The 13,356-nt window shown below is 34.1% G+C and carries 10 protein-coding genes and 1 pseudogene; all 11 read right to left on the reverse strand.

The annotated features are described in order from the left end of the window. On the reverse strand, positions 1 to 1,248 hold a 1,248-nt coding region (locus GRP75_RS12255; RefSeq protein ID WP_160789436.1), incomplete at its 3' end, for a serine/threonine protein kinase. 75 nt (positions 1,249 to 1,323) lie between these two features. Continuing rightward, entirely contained in the window at positions 1,324 to 4,149 is a 2,826-nt protein-coding gene (locus GRP75_RS12260) for a coiled-coil domain-containing protein (RefSeq protein WP_202404108.1), read from the reverse strand. After that, positions 4,142 to 4,564, reverse strand: coding sequence for an ATP-binding protein (locus tag GRP75_RS12265; protein ID WP_160789438.1), 423 nt, complete (start codon positions 4,562 to 4,564; stop codon positions 4,142 to 4,144). Before GRP75_RS12265 ends, GRP75_RS12260 begins: the two co-directional genes overlap by 8 nt. A gap of 204 nt (positions 4,565 to 4,768) precedes the next feature. Then, positions 4,769 to 5,743 carry an SMEK domain-containing protein gene (locus tag GRP75_RS12270; RefSeq protein ID WP_160789439.1) on the reverse strand — a complete coding sequence of 325 codons (975 nt, stop codon included), beginning with the start codon at positions 5,741 to 5,743 and terminating at the stop codon, positions 4,769 to 4,771. Between the two features lie 1,455 nt (positions 5,744 to 7,198). Then, positions 7,199 to 7,720, reverse strand: coding sequence for a M23 family metallopeptidase (locus GRP75_RS29710; RefSeq protein WP_254664485.1), 522 nt, complete (start codon positions 7,718 to 7,720; stop codon positions 7,199 to 7,201). Positions 7,721 to 8,131: 411 nt separating this feature from the next. Continuing rightward, positions 8,132 to 9,256 (reverse strand): serine hydrolase, encoded by a 1,125-nt coding sequence (locus GRP75_RS12280; RefSeq protein WP_069080740.1) that lies wholly within the window; start codon positions 9,254 to 9,256, stop codon positions 8,132 to 8,134. Between the two features lie 10 nt (positions 9,257 to 9,266). Then, positions 9,267 to 10,055, reverse strand: a complete 789-nt coding sequence (locus tag GRP75_RS30735) for a DCC1-like thiol-disulfide oxidoreductase family protein (protein ID WP_231517233.1) — start codon at positions 10,053 to 10,055, stop codon at positions 9,267 to 9,269. Positions 10,056 to 10,599: 544 nt separating this feature from the next. After that, the gene (locus GRP75_RS12290; protein WP_028542218.1) at positions 10,600 to 11,283 is read right to left on the reverse strand and encodes a DUF5819 family protein; all 684 of its coding nucleotides are present in this window, start codon (positions 11,281 to 11,283) and stop codon (positions 10,600 to 10,602) included. 75 nt (positions 11,284 to 11,358) lie between these two features. Then, the gene (locus tag GRP75_RS12295) at positions 11,359 to 11,676 is read right to left on the reverse strand and encodes a hypothetical protein (RefSeq protein WP_028542217.1); all 318 of its coding nucleotides are present in this window, start codon (positions 11,674 to 11,676) and stop codon (positions 11,359 to 11,361) included. Positions 11,677 to 12,168: 492 nt separating this feature from the next. Continuing rightward, a pseudogene (locus tag GRP75_RS12300) lies at positions 12,169 to 12,680 on the reverse strand (stalk domain-containing protein). A gap of 225 nt (positions 12,681 to 12,905) precedes the next feature. After that, the coding region (locus GRP75_RS12305; RefSeq protein ID WP_160789441.1) for a VOC family protein at positions 12,906 to 13,356 on the reverse strand (451 nt) is incomplete at its 5' end.

Raw genomic sequence — 13,356 nt, forward strand, 5'->3', positions numbered from 1 at the left:
GAAGCGGATTAAATATTCGTCTCCATCATTTCTATACACCCGCTTAAAGTGGCTTCTTGGAAAAAGAACTTTACAAGCTACAATTTTTTTTAATTCAGGATCAAACACTTTATATACTATCGCAAAAGAACCATTCCCTATTTCATCTAAAACAATTAGCTCAAATTTCCGCCTTACATAATCTATCTTTAACAACTTATTTTTCAAAGTAATAATTGACAGTTCTAAATCATTTAACATACTTAAATGGGATTCCTTCGGTTTCTTTTGGAAAATTTCTTTTTTAAATGCATTATACATCAGCAGAAACTCATCTAAGACCTCTCTGGATTCACTAACAATTTCCACAATACTTTTTACGTAGTATTCCATTTCATTCGTGTGTAATAATATAGTATCTTGCTGAACATCAGAGTCCAAAAGTTTAGACAGTCTAGTAACTAATTCAATTAGTTTATGCACTGGCGAAATTAGTATAAATGGAGCATGTAAAGTATTATTAATATCCGGAAGAAGTACGGAATCTAATTCATCCAAAGTTATGCCTGCCGAAAGAACAACTTCATTCTTGTATTTGCTTAGTAATCTGGGCTGACTCCATATTTGATTCGACAAATATCGTAACGGTACCTTTTCGTCATTTTCTTTGAAAATAATATAATGAGCAACCATAAGAATTATTGATTTATATTTATTAAATGAAGTACTGTCTGTAATTATAGATCCTGTTTGATCTTTAATTATTTTCTCATTGATCCACTTTAATAATAAATTTTTAATTGGGCTTTTAGTATAGAATACTAACTTTATAACTGACTCCCTTAAGTTCTTAAACTCCACATCATAATTCGGTTCATCTCTTATTAAATATTCCATAGCTCTAGGATCAATTTGAATTGATTTAGGAATCCAATCAGTCATTTTTCGTGGTTTTAAATTTTTGAAAGTAATCTGAATTATACCGTCTAATAGAAGGATTTCCAAAGCATCATTAAGATCAATCCATGAATATTTTTGAAGAATTTGATTAATAAATGGTTTGTATTGTTTCGTGCCTTTCGAAAGTGTTTTAATTACAAAATCCATTATCACTTTTTTGCCATGCGGTTTATTTAAGGACGCCTCTACACCGTTATATCCTCGCCCACTTGCCAACATTTCAACAGGAAAACGGTACTCCTTATACGTTTTACTTACTTCTATGCCCGCATGATCCTCGTCAATTTTAAATATACCTTGTTGAAACACGCTTTTTCTCACCTCTACTACTTTAACTATTAAAACCAGAATCGAGCCTTACTACCTAGCATTTTAACTTCAAGTCTATAAGTTAACTCTCTTTTTTAAAATAAGAGGATTTGCAAATTCTTTTCCCGGCTCACATGCACTGCAGGTAAAAGCATGATCAATCCAATCAATAGTTTTTAGAGATTCCCCTTGTTGATGAGTAATAAAATACTGGATATCGGTAGCTTGCAAAAGTTGTCCTATTTCATTTCCTCGATCATCATCCACTCGAGCCTTAGGCTCATCCAAGAACATGATTGGCGTTGTAATTCCATCGTTGCTATCACTCAAAGCTGCCAGTAAAATCATTAAGCTGGTACTAGCTTTTTGGCCTGAACTAAGATAGGGGCCATCAACGGCAATCGGTTCTTTTCCATCATAACCAATAAATAAATGGATCTCCCACGTTTCTGGTTCAGGTGTTATTTCAACTAACCTTCCTTTAGCAGTAGCCTTAAGTAATTTAGCTAAATTTACAAACTGCTCAATATAATCCTTTATAATCTCTTTAATGTGACTCCTAAATTGATATAGTAAGTCATCACAAGTACGTTCAAGATCATCTCTTTCTTCTCTCAATTCCTTTAAATTCTTCAAAAGTAGCTCAACTTGTCCCTCCTGGGCTTTAACTACACGAACAATTTCCTCGTTTACTGAAGGGTCATAAAGCTCCGATTTTTCCCGATGCAAAATATTCAGTTTATTCTGCATATCATTCGAAGTAAGAGTATTACCTTGTTGATCTTTAAAGGCTTTCCCCTGTACATCATAAGAAATGAACTCAAAATCCTCTTCATTCAATCCAAATACTCTCATGTTTACTATTGCAAGCTCTATTTTTAAATTAAAAGAATCAAGGCTGCCCTGTAATTCTGCATAGTATTTTGATAAATCCTCCATTTTTTGTTTGGCCTGTTTTTTTACTTCAATAAACTTAGCTTTCTCCTCAGTAACTATAATCACTTTATCTCTATTATTTTCAATTTCATGCTTAATTTTTTTCCTTTTATATGTTGTTTCGCCAATAAGATTCGATAATTGTTCAGTTTCAGATAGTAACAAACGATATGAATTTTCCATTTCTTCTAATTTAAATAACAATTGTTGATCTTCAATACCCTCTTTTAGTTTTCCTAATTCATCTTGTATGTTACGGACACTCTCATTTAGTGTATTGACTATATCCTTCTGTTTAAATAACAACTCTTTCGTTTGTTTTTTTTCTTCTTCAATAGCTAGTTTCCCACAACATAGACTATGGTACTTTAAGTAGATTGCACCATCATCATCTTGAAGCAGCCCTTCAATAGTAATGCTCTCAATACCTTTAGCTTGAAGAGCATGCCCTTCTTCTACTGTCTCAACTAAATAAACATGATTTAATCTTCCTAAATAACCTTCAACCTTTTCATTATGGGTAACGCTGATTGCGGATCGTATACTTGGGTAAGAAAAATTCAGTCTTGATTGAAAACCATTGTCACTTCTAGGCAAAGACAAACGGGCGCCGTATCGAGCCTCTTGCTGTAGTTTCTTCGCAATGAGATAGTGATCAGATTCGATTATAAAACGATAACGATTATTGCCAATATAAGCCTCAATCGCCTTTTGCCACTTTCTCATCTCTGGCTTTACACTAATGGCATCAGCAAGCATAATAAAGGGAATTCTATTTACTTCGAGTATTTTCCTGAATTTTTTAGCTTCATCTCTATATGGCAGGAGATTATTTTCCAAGTCGCAGAGCTTTTGTTCCAGATTTTTGAGTTCCACCAGTCCCTTTGAATAATCTACTTTCTTCTGATTAAGTTTCTCTTTAAGGGAATCTCTTAAATTCTCTAAGTGGTCAATGTTTTGGGGTTCAATAAGTTTAACTTCATTAATTCTTTTTCTAAGTACTTCAATTTCTTTTTCCTTCATTTTTTTATCACTTATATAGTGTATAACGTCTTGGTTTGCTCGATCCTCTAAAATATTCAAATTTTGATATTCTGTATTTAATTTAGTGATCTCCTTCTCATTGTCCGTTATCTTTACTGTCAATGTATTAACTTTATTTAACTCAAGTTTCTCCTGCTTTTTTATTTGAGTCATCTCATCTTTAGTCGACTCCAATGCCTGCTGTAATTCCAAGTATTCAAGTTTTTTTAGATTAATCTCTGTTACTTCTATTTCTTTTTCTTTTTCTTGATAGAGGCGAAATTTTTGGCTCTTCTGCTTTGCGCCTTCGAACCGTTTTCGAGCTTCCTCCATTTCTTCCTCTGCACGTTCGATGGCCACCCCTTGCTCGCTTAATCTCTCTTTGCTCTCATCATAACGTTTTTTATAGTCCTTTGTTCCTTTTAAATCAAAAACAAGTTGAAAGAGCATATGCGGCGATAAATTAACAACTTCTCTAACGGTATCAGGGCTCATTGCCATCAAATTACGAAATTCTTTTGTAATTCCGAGACATTGCTCTAATAGTTCAAGATACTGACCCACAGTTAGAGATGCCTCACTATAGGCCTTTGTGTTAATTTGAAGATCCACCAAGTCGTTAAATTCTCCATCAAAGAAATAATACTCTCTAGACCACGAACCCTGATCAGTTTTAAAAATTCTACAACAAGCAGTTACCTCATCTTTAAATTTTCTAACTCTTTCAAAAGGCCGTTTACCATTTATTGAAATGTTGTGAAATGCAATTCTAACCACAGCCCAATTGCTTTTTTGCACATAAAACGAAAAAGTTCTTTTACTCTCAAAGTGGCTTGCTCCTAGCATTAGCCGAAGTCCATCCCATATCGTAGTTTTCCCATGACCGGATTGTCCAATAAATGCATTGACTTTCCCATGCACCTTATAAGGTGTTTTAGTCATAGGTAAATACCCCCAAAACACAGTTGAAAAATCTTTGAGCTTCATCAACATTCTCAAAAACAATTGTTTCACCATTTTTTTTTAATAAAGGTCTATCTTGCTCCTTCTTGCTTCTTAAAATTGTGATATATTCTTGGCCTATTTTTAAATCAAGATTAATATATACGTCGTCACTTAAAGCATCGTGTGGTATCAGCCGAATTCTACTATCACTGTACTTCTTAAAAAGACAGAAATTAATAAATTCAATGGACATAGACTTCCCAACACCATTGGTCTTTCTTCCGCTAGTTGTAGTTGCATCTGATTTCTCACCTAAAATTATATTTACCCCATCCTCAAACAGGATAGGTTCAAACACTTCCGGTTGCGAATATAACTTCATTAATTTAATTCTATTAACTACTCTATCCATAAGTATGGCTCCTCAAATTTCACCATTCCAAGTGAGTATAAAAACAACAATCCGAATATTAATTGCCTGCTATGTGAAATATCGTTCTTTTTCAAAGTATCCGAAACTTTATAAATGGAGACTTTTTCGGCTCCACTTTTTTTAATTTCCTTTAAAATCAAATATCCTATATATACGGCTGAGGATTTAATATTCTCGCTATCTTCAACTAGTGCCAACTTTTTCACCTACTATGTTGGGAAATACGTTACATTTTATCGTTTCGGAAATTAAATAGTATTTTATAGCCATTTTATCAAATTCAAAACCCGAAGCACCTAACTGCTCTTCGAAGTATAATGCTAGCAATTCTAAGGCTTCCCTCGGATTACCGTTTGTCTGTTCCAGATATTTATTACTGATGTCTCTGAGATAAAGTCTGATTAATAAGCTTTTAACATCATCTAGTCCTAATATTTCATTAGCTTGCTTAACTGCTTCACCATATAGTGAAACAAGCTCTATATAAAGGCCTTTTAAAAAATCAGAATAATCTTTAAACCTTCTATTGATCTTATCCTCTGGATCAGTTATAGTGTCCACCTTTTTCGTGGTAACCTTTTTATTACTACTTAAATACTCAATTAATGCGATGATTGTTTCTACTTCATTAGATTGTTTTCTTGTTGTTTGGCCTACCTTAAGCATCAATTCTTGATTTAAAAATTCAGAAATCAACATTAATTCTAAAGTATCTTTATTCTTAATATGCTGAATTAAATCTAAATGATCGATTATATCAGTATCTTTTGAAAAGGAAAATAGCCCCTCAGTATCAAATGATGTTGTATAGTTTTTCTTTTTTATTAACATTAAAAAAATCAATCTATCATATTGAGCGTGTAGTTTTTTTTCATTAAATTTTTTGATTGTTTCATTAATTTTTGTGCTTGAATTATCTGAGGTAACTTGAATTGCAATTCTACTGACCTGGTCTGCTAAATCAATTGCTGAAGTATTCTTTTCTAAGATATTTAAATTAATTAAGTTATAGCCATATATTATTTTCAAAAACTCTTTATAAAAATCTTCTGCGATTATATTGATATCAAATAAACTAATACAATTTCTAAGTTCAACTTCATAAACCATCTTGGCTAATGCACTTGATATTAGTTTTAAATATATCTCTTTATTCATTTGACCATCCCCAATGCTAAGAACTGGAACTCATATTACAATTTAGCCTTTAAAATTACATACACATCCGTTCTTGCTGTGTTTTTATGTCATAAATTATATATCGTAACTCTTGATGCCTAATCAAAAAGATAGTCCTCGCGAGAGGCTATCATGTAAGTGTCGATCAATCATGTCCAACATATTGTTTTTCAACTCTAAAATCAGAAGGCTCTTTTATGAACGATTATTAAAACGTACCATTAAACTCTCTATTCCCTTTTTCCATCGAACTTTTGTGCCCGCATTGATCCAAAAATTTCTCCTTGAATCACAGATTAAGCAAGATAGAAAAAGTATCCCTTGGCAATCCCGGTATATTAAAGTAAATAGCAAGCCCACCTATAGCAAATAATCCTCTCAAAACATATGAAATTTGTCTGCTTCTGAACGTTCTTGCCACCCGTTTTCACCTCATCGGAATATCTCAACCTATATTAAAGGGCTAAATACCCATAACAAAGGAAATACTCCATTTCATTATCCTACTAAATTCTGCATAAATCTTCTTTATTCATTAAACTATAGCATAATTAAGGGGATATATGGAACAAAAAAGCCCCTGTGTAATACCAAGGGCCTAGATTTCCATTATATCTAGAGTAATACTATGGTTAGGCGACTTAGTAGCAATGTTCTACACAACTACTGGTTGCTTAACTAAATTCTCCCCGACCACTTAACCTAAAGCGTTTTTTTGAATGCAGGAACAAATTAAAGTTGTTCTTAAACCCTGTACATCACTGCTTCTTATGTGCATTTCCTAAATAGTCGTATCATCCATGTCACCTTTCCCCACCGCTGCTCCGCCTTACAGCCACAAGGCTTCACAGCCTCTCACTCACGCCCTCACCCAATTTATGCCTGCAATAATAGTCGTAAGAAGAAACAGAGGAATTTCTGAGTCGGAACGGGAAAAATCGGGGTCAAAAAAGCAATTAAAGTCGAACTAAGGGTAGGGGGAATGACAGGAAAAAGCTGGGGATAGGGCAAAAGAAAATCGAAGGAAATGATCGAAAAAAAACAGGAGAAAAACCGCCTCTGTTCAATGATTAGCGGAGATTTGGGCGACTTTTTTAGTAAAAATGATGAATAGCGGAGATTTGGGCGAACTTTCTATGTATTGCGGTGGAAATAGGAAAAAGAGCCGAGGAAAACAGGAACGGAGCCCCTTTCTCGCTCGGCTCGTAACACGACTTTTTATGCTTTAGTACGACTGTTAATGCTTTGAGATGACTTTGTGTGCTTCTACATCTCATCTCGATATATTACTACCACGCACTCCACATGTGTCGAGACGATGGTAAGGATATACCTCTCGCTTAAGTTGAAAATACTTGCTCTGAAGAACAATACACCATACTAAAAATCTGGTAAACAAATTCTCAAACCGACTTTCTAGGTAGGTATACATTTTTAACGAAAAATAAGTGTTTGATTAAATAGCAAATCATTTCTCTTTAAGTAATTACCATTAAAAGTAATAGGAACCGAGGTTCCATTGAAGTAATCTCTCTTATTATCATGTTTTATAGCATGAACATGAAGATGCGGCTCACTACTGTAACCTGAGTTCCCTACTTTCGCAATTTCTTGTCCAACCTTGACAAAATCATTTTTCTTGACTAATAGACTATTTTTCTTCAAGTGTAACAACAGAATATTATATCCTTGGTGTTTGATGATAATCATATTTGTAGTACTACGGCCCAGGGAGTTTGGGACATTATCTTCTACTCCATCCACAACTTCGATAATTCTACCCTCAACCGGACTATATACTGAATCATTATAAATGGGATAGGATTTTAAAGATTCAGGATTATCAAATATCCCTTTTCTTGAACCTAACGGGGTGAGCTTAGTTATATCCACCGCATATTTCAGAGTACGATGCGAAAAGTGATAGTTCATAGATGAACTCATTCCACCATTCACTACCTCGTAAGCCCCTCCTTTCAAAGGGAACGCTAAATCGACTGCATCTTCGTGTTTAGGAGTGGATGTAATGTATGAAATACTAAATAAAATACATATAAAAACTTGATATATTGCTAATAAACCATAAAGAGAAAGGAATATTCGTGTTTTTCTATTTAAGCCATTAAATTTAAAAGAGCGTAAAGTAATCATTTGACGGAATAAGGAACATCCAAACAATACGATGCAAACCGGTCGTAAATAATAGCTAATTTCTGTCCAATCATTTATGAATAAAATCATGAACGTATATGCACTTGTAAACAAAGTGTGTATATACCACGAAATACGATTTTTAAATGGAAAGTAAGCCATGATCCAGTAAAGTATAAGCGGAATCAGCAGCATTTTTACAAAATAAAAAAACATTCAATTTCTTCCCTTGTCATATGATAATTTGCTTCTTACCTCTTCTTGAAATGCAGTATCCGTTAATAATTTGTAAAAAAACAAATCCAGCTTCTGCTTGAGCCAAATATGATCCACCCCAGAATCATCTTGAATAAACATGGCTAGTTGAATGTCATTTCCTTCCCGATCCGTACAATATAAAGCCTCTGTTAGAACAGAAATGGTAGATCCACCTTTGTTTCCAAACTCTATTAACTTGGAGTTATCCACTTGTCGCTGAATTAGCATCTTTAGATATGGATTTATAGTAGAAGGAACCAACTCCCCCTTGTGTATAAGCTTCATGAGGTAAGCATACTCTTTAGTCGTTGAACGAGGAAGCTTGCGCGATTCCAGCACTTGAAGCTTTCGTACATAATTCTGCCTGGTGTTCCATTTCTGAATACATTCTATCCCCTGATCACGATTTAAAATCTGATGAATTTCAATAGCTTTTTTCATATATTCCTCGTAACTCATCTCACTTATCTTTTGTATCGACTCTTTAAAACCTATGTTTTCGGTCTCTTGGATATAAGGAGACATGAATCCCGCAGATGAAAAAGGAAAGATTTTATCATGGGAAGAAAGTGAGAGCTTCATAATATTCTCATTTATCTTATCCAAACCCATTTTCGCCATCAGAAATTCTGTATTGGCATTGGAACTATATGCTAACATGCCGTGAGTAATATCCAATAACGTAATTTTCCCTTGAACCTCTTTATGGTTTGCGCGAATGGATTTGATCCAGTTATGATGAGCGTTACCATCGGAACCAGGGATATAAAATTTATTTAATTCCTCTAAAGGAACAAGTTCCTGCTCGTCTAATATTTTCGCTGCAACTTGGCGAGCAAATTCGATAGCAATGATCACTTTGGCCGTGCTGGCAAGCGGCATTTTAACTTCTGAGTTATAGCTGATTTTCTCCATACCATTTTTGATCATAAACAAAGATGCTTTACTCGGATTTTCCTTCAAAAAACTTAGAACATCCATTTCTGTTTTCTTATTATTTTGGCGCTTCGCAATGAACAAAAACAGGATACATATGAACACAAATATTAAAATTATAGCTACTAACGATAAAATTATTTTCATACTTTGCTCCTTAATGGACACGCTTAGGCTGAAGTTCACATAAGTCGTCACAGTTCCCCACGGGAATCACTTTTCTTTTAGAAGCTATATAATCATACAAATAACCACCAATACCCATTTTTTTGAAAATAATTATAAAGGGAACCGCCCACCAAAGATACGGTATTCTTGTACAAATTTGTGCAATAGAGTCAATTCCACGTTGTATTTTACTGGAATCATTCATTGAGAAACTATGCATTCGCCTTTCTAATTCATTAACATCTAATTTGTATGCTTGAACCAATGAAGAATTCCGAAAACTAACAAGCCGTAGCATTCTAAAATAATCTAGCTTGTACAAATTGTCTTTTATATTTGTACAGACAGGACACCAACCATCATAGAAAACCAGAATTTGTTTGTGTTGAAAACTTACATATCCTAATTTTCTTGTTTTTCTTCGAATTGTAATTGATATTTTCCGGAAGCTGATCTTTATAAAATGGTATAACTTTTTATATTCTCGATCCGTAAACAACAATAATTCCATAACAATCATAATTAGTGAAAACGTCAGTAAGCCCATGCCTATACCGATTCCTGCATGAAACAATATCATAGCAATAACTACAAACGGTTTAAGGCTTTTATTAATTACAGCAAAAGGAAAAGCTATTTTAACAATTATAGATAAATAAGTGAATAAAATGGTGAGTCCAACATAATGGTTAACCATATAATCCAAAATAGGTCTGCTAAACTCTCTCACCTGAGAGATATAATAAAGTGCCGTTCCGTTTTGCCACATTTCTCCCATAAGCTGATACATTCCTGAGAAGAAATAAACAATACACAGTTGTATAATACAAAAAAGTACTGCAAAATTGTGAATTATTATGGATAACTTATAAATCAAAGACTGCTTCGAGCCTTTTCCATGTAAGCTATTCAATTTAGAATCAAAAGAGAAATATGCAGTATTATTGGCGAATAGGAGAAAAAACATATTTACTATCAGTAAATTGTCTCCTCCGTCACTTATATGAAAAGAACGAACATACAGTGAATAAAAAAATAGATAGGTCAGAATTGAAAAAAGGCGGCCTTTGTATCCAATTAAATAAAAAATAGTAACCACAATTCCTAAATGATAGATAAAGTCAAAAAATAAAGCTGATGAATTCAAATTATATAAAGACCATGTTAATGACTTGTACCCAGCAGAATATATATTAATTCCAGATTCGTGCCAAAAAAAATATCTTTGTTTATAATGAATAAAATAATTGAAAAGTAATATCAACCCGATACATATCCGAAGGATACTTGTGCCAATAAGAAAGCGTTCATTCATAAAAAAATTACGGTAATTCAACAACATCCTTTACAACTCCTTTCCAACCATATACGACATTATCTTCTTTCACTTTAAAATGAAGATCATCTCGCTTTGAATATGGAATTGCATCCGATATTGAGGTCATAAACTGGACATCGGTTATTTCATGTTTCAAAAACTCTCTTTTCGCAAACGCAGAGGCATAGCGGTATATGATTTGTTCAACTTGATCCGAATCCTTTTCTAAAGAAGCATTTATTTCTTTGGCGACATTATCTTTTTTAGATATTTTCTCCATTAATTTATATGTTAGATCATCTTTTCCTCCTATATATAATTGATGTATGTATCCACTTCCAATTCTGAGCATCCTATTATAAGGTGAAAATACTGTCGTCTCATTCGTCCTGATCATAGGTTCAGTAACATCATACCAATTGCTTATAACAGTTTTGGTACTGCCCTCCCCCTTATACTTCACACGTACATATAATTTTAGATTTTGAGTCATAGGCTGGGGAGCAAATAGATGCCAGTTTTGTTGAAAAAACCGTCCAACATAGTTATCAGTTACTGATTTCAATGAAACAGAGACCGGGTTAAGCGGTCCAGCGTGAAGAAAAATAAAGAAGAAATGAACCATCAAGAACAACGATAAAGAGAATAACGTAGCATTTAAAATAAACGCTTCACTTCTTTTTTTCATTTAAGCAATCACCTCTTTTAAATAACATCAGGGAGAGAGAAATATAAAAATCTGATCCTCTCCCTGATGTTTCAGCTATTTATCAAAAATTACATCTGCATTCTCTACATCACTACTAGAAGCACCTGTACCTAATAGACTTCCTAAGCGGGTCGCTTCCCTCAAAGCATCCTTGTTAGCTTCATAAGCTGCTTTACCAACTTGTACTGCTTTACGAGCAAGGGATGCTATTGCTTGAGGCTCAACAGCAGCACCATTTGCATTCACGCTAATTAAAGGAGAAGAATTTCCAGAGGAAACGTCATAATCAGAAGCGTAAGAAGCGCTTAAACTTACAGTAGAGAAGGCTGTGATGGCTAAAGCTAGACTAAGTATTGTTAATTTTTTCTTCATAGATAATTCCTCCTAAGATGGTTAGTAACAAAATAATTTCAATTCCTTAGTTTTATGACTTTTTTATCATAAATACTATTATTCAATATAATTACTTAATATATCACTCCCTTCCATATTTTATATCTTATTTTCCCTTGCCAAAAATCATAAGCATAAATTTTTAGTAATTAAAATTAAAAATTATTTCGGATTATATCCTATTCCAGCAGGTGTCGCGCTTCATTTTAAAATCCATCAAAAGAAGAAAACAGCAATGTCTACAAGTTCCAACAAACTCTGTGCCTTAAATAGTTTTATGTCTACATTTGGTCTACAATAAGGGTGACTAAAAGCAAAAACCCGCTCAATGAGCGGGTTTCAGTATAGAGACATGGGGATTTGAACCCCTGTTCCAAACTTTTTGATATACATTAAAATTGCTACTCCTCAAACTCTACGACCCAAGATTTAAAGAGCAATTAGTTTTACCCATTTCAAAACTATCAAGCATTATTTCTTAATGTCAACATGTAATGTTCCATTGATCGTAGTTGAATTTACTGTAGCTCCCAGAACTTCCGAAACAAATCTAAGAGGAACCATAACCCGATTTGGATATTCCGGCATAATGGGAGCACTCGGCATCATCTTTTCTTCATCGTTCACGTATGCAACTTTGCTACCACTGTTAATCGTATAATTGTACCATTCTTCGATTTAATTGTAACTTCTTGTGTAGGCATGTTCCATGAGACAGACTCTCCTAGCCCTTCAATTATGAATTTAATAGGAACATATACGGTGTTTGTGGATCTCTCTATATACGGACTGACGTCTGTCGTCAAGGTGCTATTATTTTCGTTTGTGGCTCTCTCTAGAAATGGATCTAATGTCAAAGTGCTGTTATTTACAGAAACTTCAACATTATAACTAAATTTAGATCCCGCATGTGCTCTCTCAACTGAGACTAAAGAAACGAACACAAAGATAACAGCTAAGGGTAAAATTATACGTTTTAACATGGTTTACCTCCCTCTATTTATCGACTAGACCCTCATTGAGGAGCTAAAACACCACCTATGCATCCTGTATTCAATCTTTCCTTACTGACAGTGAACAGCGCTCAACATGCCTTATGTGGTGATAAAGATGCCGTATTTTCCGCCAACTAATTGCCACCAGAATTTCGATTACATCATTTTAGCAGATTGTCACTTTAATACATTTTACCAAAGAAGTAATTGCATTTATTCTCCACTAAAGCCTTTGGCCCACTCAGCAACCCTACGACTACTTTCTTCTTCTGACAAATCCTCGATCCTAGTCATAATAGACCACCTTACTCCACAAGGATCCAATATACTTCCGAATCGATCACCTGAAACAAAGTTTGCAACTGGTTCCCTTACTTTCGCTCCTCTTGCTATCGCATTTTCAATGACCTGATCCACATTCATGACGTAAATTCCGAAAGAATAACACGCATTGTCTTCATCTGGCGGCAAGACCAATTGATATGCCGGATTCGCTGCTCCCAGCTGCAAAAAACCATTTCCAAAATCTAATTCCGCATGAACAATTATTTTATTGCCATTCTCATCAGGATATTCAGTAATATCCTTAACCCTTGCATTGAAAACCGTTGTATAGAACTCTATTGCTTCCGAAGGATTCTTCACGGTAATAAAAGGGGTAATA

This window comes from Paenibacillus sp. OT2-17 (assembly GCF_009827695.1).
In the GTDB taxonomy this organism is placed as follows: domain Bacteria; phylum Bacillota; class Bacilli; order Paenibacillales; family Paenibacillaceae; genus Paenibacillus; species Paenibacillus polymyxa_B.

What these genes read in the sequence shown, in the direction of transcription:
- GRP75_RS30735 (WP_231517233.1), bottom strand. Translation starts at nt 10,055, where the DNA reads ATGGGAGAAATGTGGCAAAACGGAACGGCACTTTATTATATCTCTCAG.
- GRP75_RS12295 (WP_028542217.1), bottom strand. Translation starts at nt 11,676, where the DNA reads ATGAAGAAAAAATTAACAATACTTAGTCTAGCTTTAGCCATCACAGCC.
- GRP75_RS12290 (WP_028542218.1), bottom strand. Translation starts at nt 11,283, where the DNA reads ATGAAAAAAAGAAGTGAAGCGTTTATTTTAAATGCTACGTTATTCTCT.
- GRP75_RS12270 (WP_160789439.1), bottom strand. Translation starts at nt 5,743, where the DNA reads ATGAATAAAGAGATATATTTAAAACTAATATCAAGTGCATTAGCCAAG.
- GRP75_RS12260 (WP_202404108.1), bottom strand. Translation starts at nt 4,149, where the DNA reads ATGACTAAAACACCTTATAAGGTGCATGGGAAAGTCAATGCATTTATT.
- GRP75_RS12280 (WP_069080740.1), bottom strand. Translation starts at nt 9,256, where the DNA reads ATGAAAATAATTTTATCGTTAGTAGCTATAATTTTAATATTTGTGTTC.
- GRP75_RS12265 (WP_160789438.1), bottom strand. Translation starts at nt 4,564, where the DNA reads ATGGATAGAGTAGTTAATAGAATTAAATTAATGAAGTTATATTCGCAA.